This is a genomic window from Dyadobacter jiangsuensis, from assembly GCF_003014695.1.
Classification (GTDB): domain Bacteria; phylum Bacteroidota; class Bacteroidia; order Cytophagales; family Spirosomataceae; genus Dyadobacter; species Dyadobacter jiangsuensis.
The window spans coordinates 164,545-191,403 of the sequence record NZ_PYAS01000012.1; the positions used below are offsets into that span (position 1 = coordinate 164,545).

The 26,859-nt window shown below is 50.6% G+C and carries 19 protein-coding genes; 18 read left to right on the forward strand and 1 reads right to left on the reverse strand.

All coding sequences use genetic code 11. The features are described 5' to 3' along the window. The first annotated feature begins 20 nt into the window (after positions 1-20). The 14 genes from CLV60_RS23515 to CLV60_RS23580 all read left to right on the forward strand — a co-directional run bounded on the left by CLV60_RS23515 (position 21) and on the right by CLV60_RS23580 (position 21,576). Positions 21-1,094, forward strand: a complete 1,074-nt coding sequence (locus CLV60_RS23515) for an aminotransferase class V-fold PLP-dependent enzyme (RefSeq protein WP_106597827.1) — start codon at positions 21-23, stop codon at positions 1,092-1,094. A 76-nt stretch (positions 1,095-1,170) separates the two neighbouring features. After that, complete coding sequence (locus CLV60_RS23520) at positions 1,171-2,067, forward strand: RpnC/YadD family protein (RefSeq protein WP_106597922.1); 897 nt, start codon at positions 1,171-1,173, stop codon at positions 2,065-2,067. A gap of 134 nt (positions 2,068-2,201) precedes the next feature. After that, positions 2,202-2,816, forward strand: coding sequence for an RNA polymerase sigma factor (locus CLV60_RS23525; protein ID WP_106597828.1), 615 nt, complete (start codon positions 2,202-2,204; stop codon positions 2,814-2,816). Positions 2,817-2,908: 92 nt separating this feature from the next. Next, a complete protein-coding gene (locus tag CLV60_RS23530; protein WP_106597923.1) occupies positions 2,909-4,054 on the forward strand; it encodes a FecR family protein in 1,146 nt (381 codons plus the stop codon). 216 nt (positions 4,055-4,270) lie between these two features. Next, entirely contained in the window at positions 4,271-7,771 is a 3,501-nt protein-coding gene (locus tag CLV60_RS23535) for a TonB-dependent receptor (protein WP_229211103.1), read from the forward strand. A gap of 17 nt (positions 7,772-7,788) precedes the next feature. Next, positions 7,789-9,696: a RagB/SusD family nutrient uptake outer membrane protein gene (locus CLV60_RS23540; protein ID WP_106597829.1), complete on the forward strand. Its 1,908-nt coding sequence runs from the start codon at positions 7,789-7,791 to the stop codon at positions 9,694-9,696. Between the two features lie 27 nt (positions 9,697-9,723). Beyond that, positions 9,724-10,425: a DUF3823 domain-containing protein gene (locus CLV60_RS23545; RefSeq protein WP_229211104.1), complete on the forward strand. Its 702-nt coding sequence runs from the start codon at positions 9,724-9,726 to the stop codon at positions 10,423-10,425. A gap of 49 nt (positions 10,426-10,474) precedes the next feature. Further along, positions 10,475-14,005 carry a PVC-type heme-binding CxxCH protein gene (locus CLV60_RS23550; RefSeq protein WP_106597830.1) on the forward strand — a complete coding sequence of 1,177 codons (3,531 nt, stop codon included), beginning with the start codon at positions 10,475-10,477 and terminating at the stop codon, positions 14,003-14,005. Positions 14,006-14,042: 37 nt separating this feature from the next. After that, positions 14,043-14,780: a ThuA domain-containing protein gene (locus CLV60_RS23555; protein ID WP_170118851.1), complete on the forward strand. Its 738-nt coding sequence runs from the start codon at positions 14,043-14,045 to the stop codon at positions 14,778-14,780. Between the two features lie 395 nt (positions 14,781-15,175). Continuing rightward, entirely contained in the window at positions 15,176-16,294 is a 1,119-nt protein-coding gene (locus CLV60_RS23560) for a Gfo/Idh/MocA family protein (RefSeq protein WP_106597831.1), read from the forward strand. A 61-nt stretch (positions 16,295-16,355) separates the two neighbouring features. After that, positions 16,356-17,228, forward strand: a complete 873-nt coding sequence (locus CLV60_RS23565; RefSeq protein WP_106597832.1) for a sugar phosphate isomerase/epimerase family protein — start codon at positions 16,356-16,358, stop codon at positions 17,226-17,228. Continuing rightward, positions 17,221-19,296: a CehA/McbA family metallohydrolase domain-containing protein gene (locus tag CLV60_RS23570; RefSeq protein ID WP_106597833.1), complete on the forward strand. Its 2,076-nt coding sequence runs from the start codon at positions 17,221-17,223 to the stop codon at positions 19,294-19,296. The genes CLV60_RS23565 and CLV60_RS23570 overlap by 8 nt, the downstream gene beginning before the upstream one ends. A gap of 20 nt (positions 19,297-19,316) precedes the next feature. Further along, entirely contained in the window at positions 19,317-20,387 is a 1,071-nt protein-coding gene (locus CLV60_RS23575) for a DUF5005 domain-containing protein (RefSeq protein WP_106597834.1), read from the forward strand. 22 nt (positions 20,388-20,409) lie between these two features. Beyond that, complete coding sequence (locus CLV60_RS23580) at positions 20,410-21,576, forward strand: cellulase family glycosylhydrolase (protein WP_106597835.1); 1,167 nt, start codon at positions 20,410-20,412, stop codon at positions 21,574-21,576. Between the two features lie 49 nt (positions 21,577-21,625). Here the strand turns inward: CLV60_RS23580 and CLV60_RS23585 are convergent, their stop codons facing one another. Then, positions 21,626-21,820, reverse strand: coding sequence for a hypothetical protein (locus CLV60_RS23585; RefSeq protein ID WP_106597836.1), 195 nt, complete (start codon positions 21,818-21,820; stop codon positions 21,626-21,628). Between the two features lie 231 nt (positions 21,821-22,051). Between CLV60_RS23585 and CLV60_RS23590 the strand changes: the two genes are divergently transcribed. From CLV60_RS23590 to CLV60_RS23605, 4 genes are all read left to right on the forward strand, one after another. Continuing rightward, positions 22,052-23,596 (forward strand): sulfatase family protein, encoded by a 1,545-nt coding sequence (locus CLV60_RS23590; protein ID WP_106597837.1) that lies wholly within the window; start codon positions 22,052-22,054, stop codon positions 23,594-23,596. Between the two features lie 155 nt (positions 23,597-23,751). Further along, on the forward strand, positions 23,752-24,765 hold the full coding sequence (locus CLV60_RS23595; RefSeq protein WP_106597838.1) for a T9SS type A sorting domain-containing protein: 1,014 nt from the start codon (positions 23,752-23,754) through the stop codon (positions 24,763-24,765). A 103-nt stretch (positions 24,766-24,868) separates the two neighbouring features. Further along, entirely contained in the window at positions 24,869-25,468 is a 600-nt protein-coding gene (locus tag CLV60_RS23600; protein WP_106597839.1) for an RNA polymerase sigma factor, read from the forward strand. 116 nt (positions 25,469-25,584) lie between these two features. Then, complete coding sequence (locus CLV60_RS23605) at positions 25,585-26,709, forward strand: FecR family protein (RefSeq protein ID WP_106597840.1); 1,125 nt, start codon at positions 25,585-25,587, stop codon at positions 26,707-26,709. Positions 26,710-26,859 lie beyond the last annotated feature (150 nt).

Sequence of the window (26,859 nt, forward strand, 5' to 3'; positions counted from 1 at the left end):
CTAATTCTTTAATACTACCAATGTCATTAACATTTTTCACTCCTGGACCAGCTGCGTTATACCCGACATTCGAGCAGCATTTAAAAACTTTCGTCGAAAACCAGCTCGGTTCGATTTCGCACCGCAGCCAGCAATACCGCGATTTGCACAAATTTACCGTGGACCAACTGCGGATATTGCTGAACGTGCCTGATACGCACGCAATCCTTTTTCTAGGTTCTGCGTCTGAAGCCTTTGAACGCATTCTGTTCAGTACGGTAGAATTGGAAAGCTTCCACCTGGTGAACGGCTCGTTTTCCAAGAAGTTCTGCGAGTATTCGAGTGCGTTGAACAAATATGCCCACAAATTTGAAAAACCGATGGGCGAGGGGTTCCTGGCGGTTGATGTGGAAGTGCCGGAATATGCCGAGTTGATCGCTACGACCCACAACGAAACCAGCTCAGGCGTGCAGATGCCGGTTGCCGAGATTCATAAATTGAAGCAAAAGCATCCCGACAAATTCATCGCGGTAGATATGGTGTCTTCTGCGCCTTATCCGGAACTGGATTACGGCATCATCGACACGGCGTTTTTCTCGGTGCAAAAAGCATTCGGTTTGCCGGCAGGTTTGGGCGTATGGATCGTGAGCGAGCGCTGCCTTGAAAAAGCGAAAAGCATTCGTAATACCTATTCCATCGGCGCGCATAACGACCTTCCGACGCTCTGGAAAAATGCACAGAACAACGAAACGCCTGCGACCCCGAATGTAATGCTTATTTACCTGTTGGGTAAGATAGCCGAGGATTTTAACCGTATTGGTGTGCAGAATATTCGTAAAGAAACGGAACACAAAGCGAGTTTGCTTTACAAATTTGTAGAGAAAACGGCTGGCTTTTCTCCTTTTGTGAAAGAGAAGGCATTCCGGTCTCAAACTGTGATCGTGACAGATACCGAGGCTCCTTCTGCCGACATTATCAAGCGTATCAAAGAAAAAGGCATGGTGATCGGCAGCGGTTATGGTGCGGGGAAAGCCACGCAGCTGCGCATTGCCAACTTCCCGGCCACTTCATTGGAAGAAACTGAAAAGCTGATCCACGAGCTCGGAAAGCTCTGAAAAAATAGCTTGTAGAATAGCGTTACCAAAAGGGTGCACGAACGTCTAAATGTTCGTGCACCCTTTTGTTTTTGAAATGAAGCGTAACGACATACTATGGAAATCGATACTGGAAGACATTTTTGATGACTTTCTGAAATTCTTCTTTCCCAATGCGGAAACGCTATTCGATCTCGAAAAGGGCTTCGAATACCTGGATAAGGAGCTGGAACAAGTATTCCCGCCGGACGGAGACGAGTTTGCTGTGAAATACGTGGATAAGCTGGTAAAAGTGTATTGCCGGTCCGGTGCCGAAGCCTGGCTGCTCGTGCACATTGAAGTGCAAGGCTACCGCGACGAAACCTTCGCCGACCGGATGTTTACCTATTACTACCGCATCTGGGATAAGTATCGCAAACCCATCACCGCATTTGCTATTCTGACGGATGATTGCAGACATTTTCTTCCAAACCAGTTCGAGCAGGCTTGCCTGGGTACGAGCGTTTGTTTTCGGTTTAATAGTTATAAGGTGCTGGATCAATCGGAGGAAGAGCTCGCGGCGAGTGACAATCCGTTTGCGCTGGTTGTTTTGGCTGTTAAGCTGGCGATCATTGGAAAGCGCTTTTCGTCTCAGGATTTCTACCGTTTAAAAATTGATCTAGCAAAGAGGTTGTTAAGTCATGATTTTTCGAAGAGGAAGATTGCGAAACTGCTCGATTTTTTGAAATTTTATATCGATCTGGGAAGCAAGGAACTTAACAAAGAGTTCAATGAAATAATTGAAACTATCAACCCCAAACCGAAACCTATGACAATCAAAGAAGCTGTTTTGTACATTGTAAAGGAGGAAGCGAAGGAAGAACGAAACGTAACTTTCATTAAAAACCTTCTCCGTGAAACTAAGTTTAGTCATGAGGAGATCGCGCGGCTTGCGGACGTTCCGCTAAAATGTGTCGAGGGCTTTGTGCAAGGCACATGGCCAGAATATGATTAAGAGGTAAGCTGTCCCACCGGGCAGCTTTTTTCATAATACCCCAAATTCAAATCACGATTGCCAATCGCCTCAATGGTATTTTAAGGATAAATTTTTAGCTTTATGCTTTCTTACGAAAACAGACAGAAGCGGTGATGCAGATTGCTACCTCAACGGGGGAAACCAAAGATCATGATCTATGGCAACGGATTCGCGTGGGCGATGAGCAAGCCTTTACTGCAATCTTTGGGAAATACCACCGCACACTTTACAACTACGGCAGCAAGCTTTCAACCAATTCCTCGCTGGTAGAAGACGCTGTTCAGGATGTGTTCATCGATATCTGGCGGCTGCGGCACAACCTTACTGAAAACGTTACCTCCGTTAAATTTTACCTCTACCGCGCATTGCGGCGGCGCATTCACGTGGCGCTCGACAAATTCCCTTCCATGGAGGAGATCAGCGAGCTGGACGATGAGGACACGCCTGCAAACCATACGCACTCAGAAGCGATCCTGATCGAGGTGGAATCTTCTTCCATGCGCGCGCAACGTATACAGGAGTTGCTTGCGCAATTGCCGGAACGACAGCTTGAAGCCGTCACGCTACGCTATTTCGATGATTTCAGCATTGAGGAAATCGCCGACATCATGGGAGTCAATGAAAAGTCTGTCCGCAATTTTATCTACAAGGCATTGACATCCCTTCGCCAAAGCCGTGAAATCCTGTTGATTTCTTCCCTGATTTTCTGGGCGTTACTATTATTTTAAAATTTTTCTTCAAAAAATTTCATTTTGAAGAGGTCAAATCCGCATTTCGTCGCTCTGTACTAATGAACGACGATAATTGCATCCCGCGAAACATGAAGCATGATCCTTATTCTCTGACCGAGCTGATCAGAAATGAAGAGTTTATCGCCTGGGTAATGCATCCCGACGAACTCAGCGACCGCAAATGGCAGGCTTTCCTGGGAAAACATCCCAGGAAACGCAAAACCGTTGAATCCGCCCGGGAGTACGTTATTCTGCTGGCGAAGGATACGGGAAGGCACCAGCCCACCCAGAAACAGAGCGACAGAATGTGGAGTATCGTCGAGAGCCATATGCACGACGAAGCGCCTAAATCCCAGGAACAACAGCCGGAGGCCGTTTTCAAAACGAGCCGCGGGCATGGATGGCGCTGGGCACGGGTGGCAGCATCGGCGGCGCTGATCCTGAGCATTGGCTCGGTGAGCTACTGGTTCTATTATAAAAAAGCCGAGGGACCATTACAGGAAGTAGCGACGCGCGAGGAGGCTGACCTGCCCAACACAATTCAGAAATACAATGATACCGACAAACCCATGACGGTTTTGCTGCAAGACGGCAGCTCGGTGGTATTGCAGCCCGGCGGCAGGCTTAGCTACTCGGAAGGGGCCAACAGAAAGCGGAGAGAGGTTACTCTGACCGGAAAGGCGTTTTTTGAAATCGTAAAAAACAAACAGAAACCATTCCTCGTGTATAGCTATGGATTAGCCACGAAGGTACTCGGTACCAGTTTTACGATCGATGCTTCTTCGGAAAACAAGGATATCAAGGTAGAAGTACGAACGGGTACAGTTTCGGTGTTTTCGATTAATAATCTGGATAATAGCCAGAAGGAAGCTGTTCTCGACAAGCCGGAATTGGAGGGGGTAACGCTCAATCATGATCAGCGGATCGCCTTTTCGAAAGAGAGCGGCAAGATCATCGCATTACCGGCTGCCGTGGCCACGGCATCTGATAAGGACGTTTCAAAACAGCAGTTCGTATTTGATGAAACCCCGGTTTCGGAGGTGTTCCGGATACTGGAAAGCGCCTACAATGTCCGGATCGTTTACGACCGGGAAAAGATGGGCAGTTGCCCGCTGAACGCGACTTTGATCGGGCAGCCTTTGAAGGAAAAGCTCGAAGTGATCTGCAATGCGCTGGACGCGCAGTACGAAGTGGCCGATAGCCAGATAACAATCCTGGGAAAAGGATGTAAGTAGTTTTTGACACCACATATCACATTTTACCCTGAACGCCGCCTATGACGTAACGCTACCGTATTGCCTAAAAAATAAAAAAGACCAGCCATGTTCCAGCATGACTGATCCTAGGTTCCCCAACAGTAACGGACATTACTGCACATCCATTTGGACAATGGATGAACCGGGGAAGATTTCGTTGAATAATCTCCTTAAACAACAAATTCATTCAAAAATATGAAAAAAGTTCGACGACCTGAAGACTTTCTCATCAAGCTCATGCGAATCACATTAATGCAATGTATCCTGGCAGGCCTGTTTGCAGGCATCACGTGGGCAAACGACGGGAGGGCTCAATCCGCATTGAGCCAGAAGGTTACCGTTGATATCCGGAACGAGGAGATCAAAACGATCTTTTCGCAGCTGGAAGAGCAGACCAATGCCAAGTTTATATTTAGCTCAAAATTGATCCAATCGGACCGTCGGGCTTCGGTTAAGGTTAAAAATGGCTCATTATCGGCCGTTTTGGACGCTTTGCTGAAACCGCTGGACCTGCATTACCGGATCAAGGGCGACCTGATCGTGATCAAACCAGACCATTCTGCACCGGCAGCCGAGCCGGTTGCGGAGGATATTCCCGTGGTGGAAATCAGTTCGGCTATCGTGGATAAGACGATCGCAGGCGTGGTGAAAGACGAAACCGGCGCCGGGTTACCGGGTGTGAGTGTGGTATTGAAGGGCACCCAAACCGGTACTTCAAGCGACGAAAAGGGCAGGTACTCACTCACCATTCCGAATGGTGAGCATATCCTGATATTCTCGTTTGTTGGCTTCCTGTCGCAGGAAGTGACGGTATCATCCGGCCAAAGCGCATTGGATATTACGCTGAAAGTGGATAACAAGGCTTTGGAAGAAGTGGTTGTAGTAGGTTATGGTACTCAAAGAAAAGAGTCGCTGACCGGCGCGATCGCGACGGTGACGAGCAAAGATCTCGAACGCGTGCATGGCGGATCGACGGTGAGCTCGGGTTTGGCGGGTAAGATTCCCGGTGTGACCTTCCGTATGCCCGACGGCCGCCCCGGTGCGAGCGCGAACATTCAGATCCGCAACATGGGTAATCCGCTGTTCGTGATCGACGGAATCCAGCAGGATGCAGGGCAGTTCAACAACATTTCTCCTAACGATATTGAAAGTATTTCGGTACTAAAAGACGCTTCGGCGGCTATTTACGGGGTTCGTGCAGCGAATGGGGTAGTGGTTGTGACAACGAAACGCGGTAAAATGGGGGCGAAAAATACGGTAAGCCTCGATGCTTACACCGGCTGGCAAAACTGGTCGCGTTTCCCGAATGTGGTAAACGATTCGTACCAATGGATGCATGGCAAAGCCGAAGCGGAAATGAATCAATACGGCAAAACGTCGATCACGCAGGCTGAACTGGAAAAATACCGCGCGGGTACCGAAATGGGCTATAAGACCTTCAATTGGAAAGACTTTATCATTAAAAAGAACTCGCCGCTGAACTCCATTAACCTGAACATGACAGGCGGTTCGGACAAGATCAACTACTACATTTCGGCCACCAGACTGCACCAGAACTCGGTGCTGGGACGCGAGTTTACATTTGACCGTACCAATATTCAAAGCAATGTAGATGCAAAAATCACCGACCGTTTGAAACTCGGCGTGCAGATCAACGGCCGTATCGAGAAACGCGACCAGCCTGGTATCCCCGGTGGTGACGATTATTGGCTCCCACGTTTCGCTATCCTGCGTAACCGCCCGTTCGAGCGCCCGTACGCGAACGATAACCCCGAGTATCTGAACGATATCAAGCACAACGAAACCAACTGGGCTTATAACAACAAGAAGCTCGGCGGTTACTGGACCGAGTACTGGCGTGTTTTGCAAACCAACTTCTCGGCTGAATACCAGATTCCGGGTGTGAAAGGGCTGAGCGCGCGAGGAATGTACTCCTACTACATTGCCGACCGCGTGATGAACGGCCACGAGTACACCTACAAGGCTTATACCTACAATCCTACCGACGATACCTACACCGTCACTGGTGGCAGCACCAACCCATGGCGCGAGCGCGGTACCCGCAAGGTAATGCGCAATGTGTATCAGGGACAGCTGGCCTACAACAACACTTTTGGCAAACACACAGTAGGCGCCACTTTCGTTTCGGAATGGCAAGACGAGCGCACGCAGGACCAGTGGGTGCACGCAGTTCCCAAAACGAATGTCCTTCCGTTGATCTACTTCCCAACGGTGGACACATATAATGACAGTGATACTGAGCTTGCACGTATAGGGTATATCGGTAGAGTGAATTACGACTATGCCGGCAAGTATTACCTCGAAGTTTCCGCTCGTCGCGATGCTTCCTGGAAGTTCGCGCCGGACCGTCGCGTGGGTTACTTCCCTTCGGCGTCGGTAGGATGGAGAATTTCAGAGGAAGAGTTTTTCAAAAAGATCGTTGGGGAGCGCAGCATTCTGGATGATCTGAAATTCAGGGGTTCATATGGTATCCTTGGAGATGATAACATTCTTTTCAACAATGATCCGGGAAGGCCGTTGAGCCCGTATGCCTATTTGCCCGGCTACGATTACAACAAAGGCAATGTGATCCTGAGCGGCAATGCGGTGGTTACAAGCCGTGACAAAGGCCAGATCATCAACAACATTTCCTGGTTCAAAAGCAAGATTACCGATGTTGGCGCGGATTTCTCTTTCCTCGGAACCAAAATCACGGGTAGTGTAGATTACTTCTACCGCTTGCGCACTGGCTTGCTGGGTCGCAAATACGATATCCTCGTTCCGAGTGAATTGGGCTATTCGTTGCCTGATGAAAACGTAAACAGCGATTCGCAGCAGGGATGGGAAGGAGCGCTTACCTACAACGGCAAGGCGGGTAACATCAACTACTCCATCGGTGGAAATGTATCGTTTTCAAGAAGCAAATTTGTGTCGTCGTACAAGCCTATTTTCAACAACTCCTGGGACCGCTACCGGGCTTCCGGCGAAGATCGCTATACCAACATTTTCTGGGGGCTCGAAGCGATTGGCCAGTTTCAGTCGCAGCAGGAGATTGCCGAATACCCCGTCAATGTCGATGGCCAGGGCAACCGCACGTTGCTGCCGGGTGATTTGATTTACAAAGACCTGAACGGCGATAATGTGATCGACGGATACGACCAGCGGCCAATCGGCTACAATGCTACCGGCCAGCCGAATGTTAACTTCGGGTTGAATTTCTCCGTAAGCTGGAAAGGGATAGGTTTCGTGGCTGATTTCTCAGGCGGCGGCATGTATTCCTGGAACCAGAACTACGAGCAACGCTGGCCATACCAGAACGAGGGTGCGTTGAACAGCATTTTCCTCGACAGATGGCATCGCGCCGATCCGTTTGATGTGAACAGCCAGTGGATTTCCGGCAAATACCCGGCGCTGCGCTACAACGACAAAGACCATAGCAACAACAGGAATTCGACTTTCTGGCTGCATAATGTGAAATACATCCGCGCCAGAACAATCGAGCTCAGCTACTCACTGCCGAAATCGGTGCTGGAAAAGCTGAAAATGTCGCGCGCCCGGTTCTATATCAATGGTTATAACCTGTTCTCTATCGACAACTTGAAGAAGTTTGGTGTGGACCCCGAAATCCAGGATGACAACGGATTGCAGTATCCGCAGAACAAGTTCGTGAACGTAGGTATCAACCTGTCTATTTAAACCGATTGGAATTCAACATGAAAAAGATATTTCAAATACTATCGATTGCAGTATTGACGCTGGGTTGGAGCTGTAACGACGACGAGTTCCTGAACCGTCCGCCTACCGGGCAGCTTTCCGAAGATCAGATCTGGAACGACGAAGGCCAGGTGCTTTCGGTACTGGGGGATTTGTACAACCGTTATGTGGATCTTTCGACCTTCAAAACCATTAACGACGTCCCTGGCTGGACGACCGTGAGCGATTTTAACGAAGCATTCTGGTCGGAAGCGGGCCGGTACAACAACTTCCAGAACAACGGCTGGGGCTTCGGAGCCTGGGGAGCGTGGGACTACGGCTATATCCGCGAAATGAACCTGTTCATCCAGAAATGCACGGCGGCTGAGAAGCTCGCCCCGGCCGTTCGCGAACGCTACCTGGCGGAAGCACGTTTCCTGCGGGCATCCTATTACTTTGAGCTGGTGAAAAGAATGGGTGGTGTGCCATTGATCCTCGAACCGATGGTGTACGATTTCAGCGGTGATCCTTCCTATTTGCAACATCCGCGTGCCAAGGAATCCGAAATTTATGATTTCGTGATCAAAGAAGCGGAAGAGATCAAGGACAAATTGCCGGCGAGCGTGGCTGAAAAATCGCGTGCTACCAAAGCCGCGGCGCTGGCCATGGAGGTTAGGGCGGCCATTTATGCGGGTTCAATCGCCAAGTACGGTGTGAATACTCCACAGGTTTCGTTGCCGGGCGGAGAAGTAGGTATTCCGGCAAGCGCGGCCAATGGCTACTATACCAAAGCGTTGGCGGCTGCGAAGCAGATCATTTCAGGGAATGCGGGGGCGTATGCTTTGTATACCAAGAAACCTGATCTCTCCGAAAACTTCGCCAGCATTTTCTATGACAAGGCCAACAACTCGGAGGTGATTTTTGTAGAGGATTTCAAACTGCAAAGCGGAAAGGTGCATTACTTCACCGGCTGGAACCAGCCCCGCTACGGTGCCGAGGAAGAGGAAGGCGGCCGCATTAACCCGTCGCTGAACTTCGTGGAGGCATTTGAAAAACTGGATAATACCTTCGCGCCGATCCCGACTTCCAATGCAAACGGTACGCCGATTTACTATAACGAACAAACCGATATTTTCGCAGGCCGCGATGCGCGCCTCGGTGGGACGGTGATGCTGCCGGGTACAACATTCAAAGGCCGCAAGGTCGATATTTGGGCAGGTTACCAGCTTGCCAACGGCACGATCATCAGTGGAGACGATCGCGGTGCACAAAAAACGCTTCCCGGCAAAACAGTACCCGAGCAAGTGGTCGGTTTCGATGGTCCGATCGACGGATTTGAATTTACTGCGCAAACAGGCTTTTATCTCCGCAAATACCTCGATCCTGTCGTAGGTTCAGGTCAGCGCGGGGTGAACAGCGAAGTATGGCTCGTCCGCTACCGGTTTGCAGAGGTGCTTTTGAATGCCGCCGAAGCCGCATTTGAATTGGGGCAGGCCGCGGAAGCAGCCGGTTATATGAACCAGGTTCGGGCACGCGCCGGGTTGACAACACCTTTGAAAGCATCCGAAATTAATTTTGACCGCCTCGTACACGAGCGCCGCGTAGAGTTCGCATTCGAAGGACACCTTTTGTACGATATGAAAAGATGGCGCATCGCACACCAGATCCTGGATGGTAATGCGATCACGGCGGCGGAACTTTCGAAAGATCTGGGTAAGGCTACCAAGCGCAATACACAGCCCTGGGGATTGTGGTCGTACAAAATTTACGATCCGGGCTCGCCTAACAACGGCAAGTGGATTTACAAGCAGGTTAAACTCAGCCGCGTTACCGGCGCCGACCGCTTCCAGCTGGGGAACTATTATTCCTACATCGATGACGCCATTATCAGTAACAACCCCAAGCTCGTCAGAAATCCGAATCAATAGGCCATCACATTCAAACGATACGATATCATGAAGATCAGATTTCATATTATGCCGCTTGTCGCGATGGTTGCGCTCCTGTCGGCTTGCGAAAAAGATAATTACACCGAACCCAAATCGATGCTTTCAGGGAAGATCGTTTACAAGGGTGAGCCGTTGGGGGTAGAGGCGGGGCAGGTGCGCCTGCAACTCTGGCAGCCGGGCTTCGGCAAGCTTGCTGCCCTCGACGCACCCATTTCGCAGGACGGCTCCTATTCGGCGCTGTTGTTTGACGGGAACTACAAATTGGTATTCCCCAAAAACCGGGGACCGTTCAAAACCGTCGTGAAAGACGCCGCTGCCAAAGATACTTTGTTTGTGAAGCTGGCAGGCAACCAGACGCTCGATGTGGAAGTAATGCCTTACTACATGATCCGTACGCCGCAGTTCTCTGGCGGGGAGAGTAAGGTCAACGTTTCGCTTAAACTTGAAAAAATCCTGACCGGCGCCGAGGGTAAAGACATCGAAAGGGTATCATTATATGTAAACAAAACCGATTTCGTGGCGCGCGCTACCAACGTAGCTGTGACCGATGTGCCCGGGGCCGACATCAAAGATTTGAATGCGGTCAATCTCACAGCTACGGTACCTACGCTTTCGCCTGCCCAGAACTACGTTTTCGCCCGGGTAGGTGTGAAGATCAAAGATGTGGAGGACATGGTTTTCTCACCGGTCCAGAAAGTCAATTTGTAAAGATTGATTCCAATACTAAAACCGAAACGTTTCTTTAAAACCAATTTGAATGAGGAATTACATTGCACTTCTGCTTGTCGGGCTCATGGCGCTGGCATGTGCAAAGAGTAAGCCTGGGGCACCAGCTGTAAAAGCTGGTGCTTCCAAAGGCCGCAGGGCCGAAGTATTGTTCCTGGGGCACAACAGCAAGCACCACGATTCGGGCAAGTACGCGCCCTGGCTATCGGTCAAGCTGTTCAAAAGCGGCATTAACATGTCGTACACGACCAATCCGAACGATATTAACCCTGAAAACCTGGCCAAATACGACGGGCTGATCATTTACGCCAACCACGATTCGCTCTCGCCGTCGCAGGAAAGCGCCATGAAAGCATTCGTCGAAGGCGGAAAAGGGCTCATCCCGATCCACTCGGCCTCGGGCTGTTTCCGGAATTCTTCCTGGTATATCAAAACAATCGGCGGCCAGTTTGCTTCGCATAAGACAGGCACATTTAAAAACACTATTCTAAAACCGGAACACCAGGTCATGAAAGGCATTACCGACTTTCAGACCTGGGATGAAACTTACGTGCACAAAAACCTGAATCCCGACAATACCGTCCTGGGCGAGCGTGTGGAAGGAGATGTGCACGAGCCTTACACATGGATGCGCAACGAGGGCAAAGGCCGCGTGTTTTACACCGCTTACGGCCACGAGGACAGCACCTGGACGAATAAGGGATTCCTCGACCTGGTACGAAACGGGGTGCTATGGGCGATCGGCGACAAGGTTCAAGCGCAAATCGCCGCATTGAACCTGCCTGACGTCGACATTTACAACTCCGACACCATTTCGCATTATACCAAACGCCACGTGGTGCCGAAAATGCAGGAGTCACTCTCGCCGGCCGAGTCGAACAAGCTGACCCAAATCCCGGCAGGTTTTGAAATACAACTTTTTGCATCCGAGCCCGACATTACCAACCCGATCGCGATGTCGTGGGATGAACGCGGCAGGCTTTGGGTGGTAGAGTCAGTCGATTATCCCAACACGTTCAAGGAAACCGATGGCGCTTCGAACGACCGCATTAAAATTTGTGAGGATACCAACGGCGATGGTAAGGCCGACAAGTTCACCGTTTTTGCCGACAAGCTGAACATTCCTACCAGCATGGTGTTTTCCAATGGGGGCATTATCGTGTCCATGGCGCCGGACTTCGTGTTCCTGAAAGATACCAACGGCGACGACGTGGCCGATGTCCGCGAGGTGATCATGACAGGCTGGGGCAAGAACGATACCCACGCCGGACCGTCCAACCTGCAATATGGTTTTGATAACAAAATCTGGGGAGTACTGGGTTATTCGGGCTTCAACGGAACGATCAACGGGAAGAAAATGAACTTCTCGCAAGGCGTCTACCATTTCAGTCCCGACGGGAAAAATTTTGAATACCTGGGTAACAGCAGCAATAACACGTGGGGATTAGGGGTAACGGAGGATAATAACGTCTTCCTTTCGACTGCCAACAACACGCACAGCGCATTTTATTCCATGCCGGGGCGACTTATGCAACGCACTTTGGGTGAAGAGCAGCCATCCGTACAATCCGTTCAGAAGATCGACGGCCACTACGATGCGCACGCTGTAACACCCAATTTGCGGCAGGTCGATGTCGTGGGAGGTTTCACTTCTGCTGCCGGGCATCATTTCTACACGGCTCGGAATTATCCGAAGGAATATTGGAACCGCACGGCATTCGTTACCGAGCCGACGATCCGTTTGATACACAAAGCCATTCTCGAACCGGATGGCGCGGGTTTCAAGGAAAAAGACGGCTGGAACTTCATGGCCAGCTCCGACGAATGGTTTGGTCCCGTGCAAGCCGAGGTAGGGCCCGACGGCGCCGTATGGGTGGCCGACTGGTACAACTTCATTATCCAGCACAATGTGTTCGTGCCGGCGCAATCGCCTTCGAAATTCATTCTTCCGTTTGAAGAGCAGCCGCACGGGCCGGGTAATGCGTTCAGCAGCCCGATGCGCGACCTCAACCATGGCCGTGTTTACAGGATTGTTTATAAAAACGGCAAGAAATCGCCGGCTTTGAAACTCTCGAAAGACGATCTGCCGGGGTTGGTTGCCGCATTGGAAAACGATAATATGTTCTGGCGTATGACTGCCCAGCGTCTGCTGGTGGAATCGAAGAAATTGTCGGTGTTGCCGGATTTGTATAAAATCATCAATAACCCGAAAGTGGATGAAATCGGCTTGAACAGCCCGGCTGTGCATGCATTATGGACATTGCATGGCCTGGGAGTGCTCGACGGCTCGAATGCGGAGGCATTGCAGGTGGTAAGCAAAGCGTTGACCCACCCCGCAGCGGGTGTGCGCAAAGCAGCCGCCAGCGTATTACCGAAGCAGGAACAGAGTTTTGGAATACTGGAAAAAGGCATGAAAGATGCTAACCTGAATACCCGCCTGAGTGTATTCGTAGCCATCGCGGAACTACCGGCTTCTGAAAAAGCGGGCACGGCCATTTACCAGGCTTCCCTCGACGAGCAGAATGCGAAAGATCCATGGCTTTCACGGGCCATTCTCGCGGCGGCTATTCAGCACGAAAAAGGTTTCCTGGCCTCGGCTGGCAAGCAATCGCAGCCATCGGGATTGGCAGAGCAGGTAACCGATGCATTAAGCCGGGAAGTTTATCCATTGGGCAGAAGAAATACGCTGCAATTTCCTCCTGATGTGTCGGGCAAGGAAATCACCATCCGCGCCACGATCACGAAAGGCCGCGACCGTGCCTTGCAGGGCTTCATTGCAGGCCAGGGTGGGAAAGATGGTGGGTACGCATTGTACATTCAGGACGGAAAGCTGATCATGGCTGTGAAACAACACGGCATGCTGAGCCAGGCGGCTACTACCGATGCATTGCCCGACAAGTTTGATGCGGTAGCGAGCCTTACACAAGGCGGTAATATCCGTATCGAGATCGACGGAAAGGAAGCAGCTACCGGCAAAGCACACATGCTTTTCAATGCGCCGCTAGGCAACTCGGTCCGTACTGGCGAGGATATGGAGGGGGACGACAAGATCGGAAGCTATGAAGGCCGGTTTGGCTTTGCAGGTAATTTCCAAAAAGCATCGCTGGAATTAAACCGCCCGAATGAAGGAGGAAGTAATGCGAGCGCAACCACCCAGTCTGCTTCGAAAGCGGTTGCTTCCAATGCAACGGTGATCGAGCTGAAAGTAGAAAAAGAGATTATGCAGTATGATAAAAAGCTGATCACCGCGAAGGCGGGTCAGAAAGTGGTCATCAACCTCGAAAACCCCGACGGGATGCAGCATAACCTGCTCATCATTAAACCGGGTACTTTACAGAAAGTAGGTAAGGCTGCGGATGAACTTCTTACTAATCCGAAAGCCGCTGAAATGCAGTATGTTCCGAAGATTCCGGAAGTGCTGTTTTCGACCAGGCTGGTGAATACAGGAGAAACAGTCACCTTGGAATTTACTGTGCCTAATGAGCCCGGCGATTATCCTTATGTGTGCACATTCCCGGGCCACTGGCGTGGTATGAACGGGATCCTGCGGGTGACCAAATGACCGATTTTATAAACGCTTAACTCATAATATTCAGAAAATGGCCCGTTCAAACTTGAAAATCATTGCCTCGTTATTGCTTCTGTTAGCCATGGTTGCGAATAATGTACTCGCGGAGGTGAACCCCGGAAAGAAAAAGGCGATCCGCGTGCTGCTGGTAGGCGGCGGCTCTTCGCATGACTTCGACCGGTGGTACAAGCAGGAAGATGTGCAAACGCTGCAAAAAGGCGGCCTGGCGACGGTGGAATACACCAGCGATCCGTCGACGATACTGGCGAAGCTGAAAGACATCGACGTGTTGTACCTCTCCAACAACCAACCCATTGCGGACGAAGCTACCCGCAAAGCCATTTTTGCATTTGTGGATGCCGGAAAAGGCCTGGTACTGGCGCACCCCGCGCTGTGGTACAACTGGGCCGACTGGCCGGAATACAACCAGAAGCTGGTTGGCGGTGGCTCTAAGGGACATGACAAATACGGGCCGTTTGAAGTAACCATTACCCAAAAACACCCGGTTACGAAGGGTTTAGCAGCGAGTTTCAAATTGGATGATGAGCTGTATTACTTCAAACCAGATGCGGCCGGAACGCCCATCGAAGTGCTTGCAACGGCCAAAGCGGAAACTTCTGACAAAGTTTTCCCAAGCATTTTCATTGTAAAGTATCCAAAGGGAAGGATAGTAGGGATAGCATTGGGGCATGATGCCAAATCGCACACTATTGAACCTTATCAGATTATTTTAAGAAATGCTATATCATGGGCAGCGGGGAGTAAATAACATTGATCGATAATGCTATTTATCAATCATTCAATCTTTCAATCATTCAATCATTCAATCATTCAATCATTCAATCTTTGCTCTAAACAAACTCCCTTGCTCACTCTGTCCGTCGATTAAAATCGACGGCAATGGGATTTGAAAAGATGATCATAGAGCTGCCAAAATTCGCCGATGATCAAATACAATCCCCTAATCTATTGCCCCGGGCTTTATCCCGGGGATCAGAGAGAAAGATTTGAGAGAGAGAGAGAGAGAGAGAGAGAGAGAGAGAGAAAGAGCTGAGAGAGACAGTCTGAGAGAAAGCATCAAAAGAGCCGCAGGCTCGACAAAACAAAGCAAATCAATCCATTTCTTAACCCCGGGTTTCAACCCGGGGACTAACCAAAGCAGCAATGAGCGACAAGCAAATCACAGTAGTTATCGTGGGTATGGGTTTCGGGAAAGAGTTTATCCCTATTTATCAAAGCCACCCGAATATCAAAGCGGTGGGGATCTGTACCCGCAGCAAACAAACCCGCGACGAGCTGACAGCCAAGTTCAATCTCGACCCTAACCTGGTTTTCGAACATTTCGAAGACGTTCCCAAGCGCGACGACGTGGATGCGATACACGTGGTAACACCCGTACCCGATCACGCACGTATGACGCTGGCATCACTGAATGCCAATAAACATACCGCTTGCACCATTCCTATGGCCATGACCGTTGAGGATTGCAAGGCTATTGTGGAAGCCAAACGCCGCTCGGGCAAAGTGTATATGATGATGGAAACCGCATTGTATACCCGCGAATTCCTGTACGGCCTGAACCTCGCGCAAACCGGTCAGCTCGGTCGCATTCAGTTTGTACGCGGCTCGCACATCCAGGATATGAGCATGGAGGGCTGGGGCGAATACTGGAAGGGTTACCCGCCGATGCTCAACGGCACGCACGCCATTTCCCCGCTTTTGAAAATTAATAATACCATTGCCGAAACCGTAGTTTGCCACGGGTCGGGCCGTTTGAGCGAAGACCTCGCAAGCCGTTACGGATCACCATTTGCCGTGGAGACAGCCACTTTTACGTTGCGTGGCACCGATGTAGTAGCCGAAGCAACCCGCTCGCTGTTCGACGTGGTTCGCCAGTACCGGGAGAGCTACGATGTGTACGGCACCAAAATGTCGTTCGAATGGGAGCAGTTACAGGATGAGGAGCACGTGGTATTCGATGGCGGTGAAAACGCGTCGCGCATTAACGTGCCTGACACCGATGATCTGCTGATCGAGCCTATCAAGCATTTTACCAAACGTGAGAAGATCGACGATCCGAACCACGTATCGTTTCTCCAGGGCGCAGGTCACGGCGGTTCTCACCCGCATTTGGTGCAGGAATTCGTGGCGGCGATTGTGGAAGGCCGCGATTCGGCGGTGGATGCGGCATTGGCTGCCAACTACACCTGCGCGGGCATTTGCGCACACGAGTCGGCCATGAAGGGCGGCATTCGTGTGAATGTGCCGAGTTTTGAAGAATAATTTATCCTCATAAAAAAGCCAGGCCTCAAAAACCTGGCTTTTTGCTAAAACCTGACCCCTTATGCTATTCGGAGCCAGCACATTCATCTGGGTATCGCCGTTTTCGACGGCCAATATAGACCTCCTTGCCAAGGTCAAAAACATGGGTTACGACATCATCGAAATAGCCGTGGAAGATACCCGGATTATCGACTGGAAGCTCATTAAAGAGACCGCCCGCGACCTCGACTTGAAAATCACCATCAGCGGTGCATTCGGGCCCGAGCGGGATATTTCAAGTACCGATCCGGCATTCCGCAAGATCGGGAAGCAGTACATTATCGATTGCATACGTATTGCGGAGCAAATGGGAAGCCCGTTATTCGGCGGGCCATTGTATTCGGCAGTAGGCAAAACACGCATTGTTTCCCCAGAGCAGAAAAAGCAGGAGCGTGAATGGTGTGTGGATATTCTGAAAGAAGTAAGTCAAATCGCCGGAGATTGCGGCGTAACACTCGGTTTGGAGCCGCTGAACCGCTTTGAAACCGACATGGTCAACACGGTCGATCAGGCACTGTCGATTTTGGAAGAGGTAGGAAATCCGAACCTGAAAATCGTGCTCGATACTTTCCATTCGAATATCGAGGAAAAAGATATTCCGGCTTCGATCAGGAAAATCGGGAAAGAATTGCTTTGTCATGTACAAGGCAACGAAAGCGATCGCGGTACGCCGGGAACCGGTCATCTGGAATGGCAGGGCATTCAGGAAGCGCTGACCGAAATCGGTTATGACGGTGCGGTGGTGATCGAAACCTTCGGACAACCCTCCAAAGAACTCGCGCGCGCGGCTTGCATCTGGCGGCCATTGGCCAACAGCGCCGACGAACTCGCCGAAGAAGGGCTCGCCTTCTACCATAAAATGTTTGTTCCAACACACTCAGCTATCAATGCGTAACATCCTGGTTGTTTTCTTGTTGACCATCTCCGCCGCGCTGCACGCGCAGGTGCCTGTGGATTTAAAGGGTTTTGACAAGAAAAGCGGCGTTCAGGCGAGCGTCAGCGAAGCTATGCTGAATATCGAATGGCCCGCCGGCAATGCGGAGACCGGAAAGGTTTCCATTGATTTAAACAAAACAAACCCGCTGATAGGCAGCCTGGGCATTGGTACAAAGGAAAAGCAGTATACCATCGCCCGCAACCTGGACCCTGCCATTATCCTCACGGTAGGCAAGCGCGACCTCGTTTCGCAGAATGGCTGGAATATTTTCTTCGATAAAACCGCTTACCTGAAATACCAGAGCTACGCGGTGAAACTCGACAAAACAGATGTAAAAGTGGCGAGCAATGGCTCCCGCACGGAAATTACCGTGAGCGGCGCCCAAGCCGGGCCATTTTCGGGTGCTATTCAATTCACATTGTACAATGGCAGTCCGTTGATGAACGTCGCGGCTGTAATGTCGACCAACGTCGATTCGTTGGCTGTGATTTACGATGTCGGGCTGACGTCGCGTGAAACACCGTGGCAGAAGCTTTTCTGGGCTGATACCGAGGATTTCATGCGAAATGTGGCGGTCGCCAAAATGGATACCGTCGAAATGATGGCCGTGAAGTACCGGACAATCATCGGTCAGGGAAAGGAAGGCAACCTGGCTGTTTTCCCGGCGCCGCACCAGTATTTTTATCCGCTGGATAATTGCTACAACCTCGAACACATCTGGTACGGTGAGAATTACCGGAACCTGCTGCCGGGTTTCGGCATCGGTATCCGCCACGATTTGCTGGGTGACCGTCGCTGGGTACCGTGGTTCAATGCGCCTCCGGGGACGCAGCAGCGTTACAATTTCTTTTGCTTGCTGAGCCGCGAGAGAGACGGGAAAGTGCTGGAAAACGTGAAAGCATTTACGCATTCGGATAAGTATGAGCCGCTGCCGGGTTACTACACGATGTCGAGCCACTTTCACCAGGAGCACGTGGATGATGTGCTCACGCGTAAGCCGCTGCCGGATATGCCCGGATTTGTAAAGGCATTCAGGAATACGGGCTTGAACATCGTGCATTTGGCCGAATTTCATGGTCCGGGAAGCCCGCGGGGCCCCGAGGCGAAGCGCTGGCCGGAGCTGAAAATGATGTTTGCCGAATGTGCACGGCTTTCGGGCGGCAATTTCCTGTTACTGCCCGGTGAGGAACCCAATAACTTTTTTGGGGGGCATTGGATGAATATTTTTCCAAAACCCGTTTACTGGCTCATGTCGCGGGAGAAGGACCAGCCGTTTGTGGAAGACCATCCCGAATACGGCAAAGTTTACCGTATTGGCAACAAAGAAGAAATGCTGAAACTATTGGAAATGGAAAACGGCCTTGCGTGGACGGCACATGCGCGCACGAAAGGGTCTACCGGGTTTCCCGATAAACATAAGGACGAGGCATTCTATAAATCCGATCATTTCCTGGGCGCTGCCTGGAAGGCCATGCCGGCTGATTTATCCCAACCCAAACTCGGTAAACGCGTGCTCGATCTGATGGACGATATGGCCAACTGGGGCTACAAAAAGAATGTCCTCGCCGAGGCGGATTTGTTCCGTATTGAGCCAAATTACGAGTTATACGGGCATTTGAATGTCAATTATCTGCAACTCGACCAGCTTCCGAAATTCGAGGAAGGCTGGCAGCCGGTGTTGGATGCGATGCGGAAAGGGAAGTTTTTCGTAACTACCGGCGAAGTTTTAATCCCTGCATTTAAGGTGAATAATGCCGTGGTAGGTGAAACCGCGAAGCCGGATGCAAAAGGGAATGTGGAGATTAGCCTCGACGCCAAATGGACTTTCCCGCTCAACCGCGCCGAAGTGATTTCCGGCGATGGCAAGGATGTTTTTCACGACATCATTAATTTGAACGACACACAAGCATTCGGTCAGAAGAGTTTTAAATTTACCCAAAACCTGAAAGGCCGGAAATGGTTGCGGGTTGAACTATGGGATGTGGCTGCCAATGGCGCATTTACCCAGATTATCTGGCTCGAATAACGATATTAACCAAACCTGAGATGATCAGACCACTCTTATCACTGCTATTACCCCTGATTCTGACGTGTCCCGGACTGGATGGTCCCGGACCGGATGGTTCCGGACCGGATAGGCCCGGTCCCGGAGACAAGGAATATAAAAACCCGGTTTTCGAACCCATTCTCGCCGACCCGACGGTGGTCAAAGCCGACGACGGCTACTTTTACGCCTACGGTACGCAGGACGATTGGGGAGACGGCAATGGTTCACGGCTGATTCCCACTGTCCGTTCCAAAGACCTGGTGCATTGGGATTACGTCAAGGAAGCATTCACTAGAAAGCCTGCCTGGAAGGAAAAGGGAGGCATCTGGGCACCCGACGTGGTGAAAGTAAATGGTAAATACCACATGTATTACGCCTATTCGACCTGGGGTGATGTGAATCCGGGCGTGGGCCTTGCGATAGCGGACTCCCCGGTGGGCCCGTTCGTGGATCAGGGAAAACTGTTCGATAGCCGGGACGTAGAAGTTCCCAACTCGATCGATCCGTTTTATCTCGAAGCCGACGGTAAAAAATATGTGTTCTGGGGCAGTTTCAGCGATAAGCCAACGCAGGGTACTTACGGCGTGGAATTGTCCACCGATGGCAAATCGGTACCCGATCTCTCGAAGAAAGTCAAAGTGGCTGCCGGTGATTTCGAGGCAGTGATGATCCAGAAAAAAGGTGATTACTATTATTTCCTTGGGTCGAAGGAAAGCTGCTGCGAGTTTGAGAAAAGTAAGTACCATGTGAGAATGGGCCGTTCGAAATCCATTTTCGGGCCGTTTCTGGATCAGGAGGGTAAGGACTTGAAAGAACGCGGTACCGGTACTTTATTGCTCCATGGAAATGATGTGTATGCCGGGCCGGGGCATAATGCACGCTGGGTTACCGACGATGCAGGTGCCGACTGGCTGTTGTACCATGCCATCAGCAAGGCAGAACCGCGGGTTTCCAGCGGCGCAAACCGGCGCGTGCTGATGCTGGACAAATTGACCTGGAAAAACGGCTGGCCCGAAATTTCCAATGCAGGGCCAAGCATAGAAAACCGGCCTGCACCGCTTTTTAAATAACGAAACCAATTCTAAACACCTGATGAAATTGTTAAAAACGACGATCTGGGCTGTTGCGGCCTGCCTCATGTTGCAGAACTGCGCCAAGAAAGCCGACGAGAAAAAAGAAGAAGCTGCGGCCCAGGAACAAGCCGCCGCTGGCCGCGAAATATGGACCAAAGAGCAAGCCAAGGAGTGGTATGGCAAGCAAGGTTGGCTGGTAGGCGCCGATTTCCTGCCCAGCACGGCTATCAACCAGCTCGAAATGTTCCAGGCGGAGTCGTTCGACACGGCTACCATCGATAAAGAACTCGGCTGGGCGCAGAATATCGGTATGAACACCATGCGCGTATACCTGCACGATCTGCTTTATCAGCAAGATTCCGCCGGGTTTATCAAACGCCTCGACACATTTCTGAACATCACGAAAAAACACCATATCAAACCAGTTCTCGTACTGTTCGATTCCTGCTGGGATCCGTTCCCAAAACTGGGCAAACAGCGCGATCCTAAGCCCGGTGTCCACAACTCCGGCTGGGTACAAAACCCAGGTTTTGATGCATTGAAGGATAGCACGCAATACCCACGCCTGGAAAGATACGTGAAAGGTACCGTTGCCGCATTTGCGAACGACGACCGGGTATTGATGTGGGATATCTGGAACGAGCCGGATAACACCAACAACAGTTCCTACGGTAAAGTGGAATTGCCGAACAAAGTGGACTATGTATTGCCGCTTATGGTAAAATCATTCGAATGGGCGCGTTCGGTGAATCCTTCTCAGCCGCTGTCATCTGGCGTCTGGGCAGGCGACTGGTCATCACCAGAAAAGCTGAAACCGATCGAAAAAGCGCAGATTGAACAGTCGGATGTTATTACATTCCACAACTACGAAAACGCGCAGGAATTTGAGAAGCGCATTGAATGGCTGGAACCGTACGGTCGCCCTTTGATTTGCACAGAATACATGTCGCGTGGAAACGGCAGCTTCTTCGAAACATCTTTGCCTGTTGCCAAGAAATACAACGTCGGCGCCATCAACTGGGGGCTTGTAGACGGCAAATCGCAAACCATTTACCCTTGGGATAGCTGGAAAAAGACCTACACCAAAGAGCCGGACCTGTGGTTCCACGATATTTTCAGAAAAGACGGAACGCCTTACAAGCAGGCTGAGGTGGATTTGATTAAGAAGCTGACTGCTGCTAAATAGGATTAATTCAGGAAGCCAAGAGGATCAAACGCCCCTGCTCGCTGCACAGCTAGCAGGGCGTTTGATTTTTACCCAGATGCTGAACAAGCACCGATAAATCGAGCATCGGCACCGTCTTAATTAATTGAGCTTTCTTCACCTCAATGAGCTCCTCAATAGTCGCATAGTCGCCGATAATGCCAACAGAACTGGATTTCGACGCCTTCTTTTTCTTGTTTTTTAATCTGATACCGGGATTATTCATATTGATAAATGTTTATTAGTTACACAGTGTGTTAAAACTGTAATAGGATATGTCCATAGCATAGTGGTGTAATATTACAACGTTACGCATTCCAGTCCCGGCTTTCCAAATCCGTTTATCAGCCGGTTACATTATTTTCAAAAATGCCTCCCAGGGTAAACTTTCTCTTTTCAACCGGCAAAGTCGAGCTGAATCAATATCTTCACGGCCGGAATTCTTAACCCCAACCTTATGAAATTAAAGTACTCTCTATCTGCTGCGTGGCTGTTCGCAGCGGCCTTGCTTTCGCCATTCGTGGTAAAGGCGCAGAAAAAGCAATCCAAGCCCAATGTCATTTTTATTTACGCCGACGATGTCGGTTATGGCGACCTGAGTGCCTATGGCGCCACGAAAATCAGTACGCCCAATCTCGATCGACTGGCAAAGGAAGGTATCCGCTTTACGAACGCGCATGCGAGCTCCGCCACGTGTACGCCCTCGCGCTTCGCGCTCATGACGGGCAAGTATCCCTGGCGGCAAAAAGGTACCGGCGTGCTTCCCGGTGACGCGTCGCTGATCATCCCGACGAATCAACTGACCCTGCCGGCTATTTTTCAAAATGCGGGTTATAAAACCGGCTCGGTCGGCAAGTGGCACCTTGGCCTGGGCGAAACCAACAAGCAAATCAATTGGAATAAACCCATTACCAAAGGCCCGAATGAGGTGGGCTTTGATTACGCATTCTTCTTTCCTGCCACTTCCGACCGTGTTCCGACGGTTTTCGTGGAAAATCACGATGTGCAGGACCTCGATCCGAATGACCCTATTGAAGTCGATTATTCTAAAAAAATAGGCAACGAACCGACAGGGCTCGAAAATCCCGAACTGCTGAAACTCCCGGCTTCGCCGAATCACGGGCATAACAACACGATCGTAAATGGCATCGGCCGCATCGGCTGGATGACGGGTGGTAAGCAAGCCCGCTGGACCGACGAGGAAGTTGCGCACGTGTTCCTGAGCAAGGCGGAGCAATTCATCGAGGATAATCGCAAGAGTCCATTCTTCCTGTATTTCTCGCTAAACGACATTCACGTTCCCCGAATGCCCAGCACGCAGTTCAAAGGCAAAAGCAAAATGGGCTTGCGCGGCGACGTGATCCTGCAAATGGATTGGACGGTAGGAGAGATATTGAAGAAGCTCGACGAGCTCAAAATCTCGGAAAATACGCTGGTTATTTTTTCAAGCGATAACGGCCCGGTACTCGACGACGGCTATGCCGATCGCGCCGTAGAACTGGCGAAAGGCCATAGCGCTGCCGGTCCGCTGCGTGGTGGGAAATACAGTGCATTTGAGGGTGGTACCAGGGTGCCTTGGCTGGCCCGTTGGCCGCAGGCGATCAAGCCCGGGACAGTTTCGGACGCATTGATCTGCCAGATCGATATGATGGCGTCCTTCGCCAGTTTCTTTCAGCAAAAAACCGGAAGCGAGGAGGCTGTGGATAGTTTTAATGTGATAGACGCCATGTTAGGCAAAAGCCAAACCGGCCGTAGCTGGTTAATCAAGCAAGGCGGTGCATTATCGATCACGCAAGGCAATTGGAAATACATCGAACCGCGTGAAGGCAAGGCAGTTGCCGAGCTTACCAATATAGAGACGGGGGCTAATCCGAAGGCACAACTTTATGATTTGAGTAAGGATATTGGGGAGAAAAACAATATAGCGGATAAGTACCCGGCCAAAGTGAAGGCGATGGCCGCGGAGCTTGAAAAAGTAAGGGAGGCTGGGCGTAGTCATTAGTCTTAATGCCACGAAGGCACGAAGTTACACGAAGAGACATTCGTGTAACTTCGTGCCTTCACGGTCCGCCGCTGCGGTGGCAAAAAAAATTACTTCTACAAAGCGTTACCATTCCAGACCTCCGACGTCTAAAAGCATAAACTACAATTCAGTTTATGCTAAAAAGATACTTTACTTTCGCATTAGCGCTGCTGGCATCGTCAGCCGGCAGCGCTCAAACGACATACTTTCACCAGGATTTCAGTCAGACCACTGCGCTGATCAACCCGCAGCCCGATACCGGGCAGTTCAGCCACGTCATTCTCACGGCTCCCGCGCTTTCTTACCACAAGTTTCACAAGGGCTATATGGAACTGACTCGCAGCCGGCTCGATTCGGCAACGGGGGGTATTATACGTGCCATGCGTGCTACCCCATTCACTCCAAACACCGAGACGCTGGTCGTTCGCATCGCATTGAGCGTCGAAGGTATTCAGGCACCTGCATTGAATGCGATGTATTTTTATGTGGGCGAAGATTTTAACCCGGTCAACAACTCATTTCCCGGCAATGGCCTGATGTTCGCCAAATGCTCGGTCAATTTTCTCGAAGACGGTTTCAATATCAAAGATCTCGAAACCCGGCAAGTGAGCAGAACGTATTCCGAAAAGAAGCTGGTTACCCTCACCTGGATTCTGAATAATTCTAAAGAGCCTTTGACTTATCGTGTGAATGCATTGTCTGCCGAGGAAACAGCCTTGCCTGGCACATATGATTTGTGGGTAGATGGCGAACCTGTCGTCAGAGCTGCAAAGGCTTATCCGGGCGCATCAGCCTATTCCAAAACCAAACTTTCCAATTTCGAAATGCGCTACCGCAACGGCGTGGGTAAAATCCGGATCGATGAAATATCCATCGACGACGGGAGGCCGAAGCCGGATACCGAAAATGCGATGGTCGCCCCGAATCCTGCGAAAAGGGACCATATCACACTCTCTGCAAAAGGGGTAAATGCTTCTTCGCTTCGTCTGATCGATTTGAATGGAAGGGTGCTGCCATCGAAAACGGTGATGGAAACGGCGGGCAAGCTAAGCCTGAAACCGCTAAGCCCGCCGGCGTCGGGCATTTATATTTTGCAATTTCAAAATCAGGACGGTCAGGAACAGGCAGTTAAAGTGATGATCGAGTAAAGATTCGGATAGGACGATAACCTGATTCAATTAAACTAATCTTGTAAAATATATTGAGTTTGCCGTTTAGTTTGACTTATTTAGTCGTCCCTTTCAACAAGTTATGAATTCAACATCCCCTTTTCCGGAAGATCGCGTGCTCTGGCAGGATTTCCTGGCGGGGGAGGTGCGGGCATTCGAAAAGCTGATGTCCGACAATTTTCGCCTGCTTTTCAGGTATGGAAGCAAATTTTCCAAGGACCGCGAGTTGGTAAAGGACAGTATTCAGGACTTGTTTCTGGTGTTGTGGGAAAAGCGGGATAACCTCAATCCCGATGCAGCCGTGAAGCCCTACCTGATGGCGTCGCTCAGGCGCCTGATGCACAGGCAGGTGTCCTCGCGCACATGGGTAGGCGGGGAAGCTTTGCAGGACGAGGACGATTATTTCGAGATCGAGTTTTCGGTGGAGGACGATTACATCCGCAACGAAGCGACCCATTCCCGCACGCATCATTTACAAAAGCTCATCAATGCGCTGCCCCGCCGGCAGAAGGAAGTGGTGTACCTTAAATTCTTCCAGGAACTCAGCCGTGAGCAGATCGCCGAAGTAATGGCTGTGTCGCCACAGACGGTTTCCAACCTGCTCCAAATCGCGATCCGGCATTTGAAAACGCATTGGAAAGCCGAGTTTCTGATATTTTTTCTGCTGCATTTTCTCTTCTAATCCACACTCCATCAGCTACTCAGTTGGTTTTTGTTCTTTTTTGAAGAAATAATTTAAAAATTATTGGTATCCCGTGCCGGGTGTTGTCTATACACATTTAGACACAATGAACTGGTATGGACCGCTACAACGATTTTTCTGTTGAAGACTTTGTCTGGGACGATTTCTTTCGCCAATGGACATTGTCGCCCACCTCTGAAACCGAAGCGCTTTGGGATGACTGGATTGACGCCAACCCCGAAATGCTCGAAAAAGTGGAACAAGCCAAGGCCATTGTGCTTTCCCTTCGCCTGCACGAGCCCGAGATCGACGACGTGGAGATCAACCAGGTGGTGAAGCAGACCGTCGGCCGGATTACGGAAGCAAATGAGGATTCGGCCCGGGCGCCGCGTCGCCTGGTACCGGCGTTTTCCATTCCCTGGATGCAATTTGCGGCTTCGGTCGCATTGATCATGCTGGCGGGCTGGGCCGTGTATTCGGTGATGATCAAGAGGGAGGAAAAACCGGAACTTGGCCAGCAGGATAGCATGATCGAGCACAAGGGCACTTTGACGGAAAAAACCAATTCAACTTCCCAAACTATCGAACTTGCATTGAGCGACGGCAGTAAAATCAGCCTCGCCCCGAAAGGCCGCATTCGCTATCCCGAGCGATTTGACGGGGAGCGACGGGAGGTTTTTCTGGAAGGTGAAGCATTTTTTGACATTACCAAAGATCCCGAGCATCCGTTTCTGGTGTATGCCAATGGCTTGGTTACGAAAGTGTTGGGTACTAGTTTCCGTATTAAGGCTTATGGCGATTCCCGCGAGGTGACTGTGGAAGTGAAAACCGGAAAAGTGGCCGTTTTTGCGCAATCGGATCCGCATTTGAAGGAAAAAGTGGCTGATAAACAAATTCAGGGAGTCGTGCTGACGCCTAACCAAAAGATCATCTACGCCCGCAATGAGGTGAAAATGGTGAAAACACTGGTAGAAAAACCTGAGATGGTTGTTTCCAAAGCCGAAATACCCCAGTTTGAATTTGAAGACACGCCTGCCAGCGATGTTTTCAACACGATCGCCAGGGCTTATGGCATCGATATTCTCTACGACGAGGCATTATTGAAAGATTGCCCCCTTACTGCACGCCTCGATAACCAGACACTTCACGACAAGCTCAATATCATATGCAAGGCCGTTGAATCCAGCTACGAGATCGTCGACGGACAGGTGATCATCCACAGCAAAGGATGCAGGAATTAATCAGAAACAATCACGTAACCCTTTAAATCAGAACAGAAAAAACAGAAAGCTTATCCCAAAAAGAAGAGCCGGCAATGTTCCCGCATCACCGGCTCTGAAAATTCCCTGACAGGTTGGTCGCCATTATCCTCCCCAGCGGGAGGCAGGGAT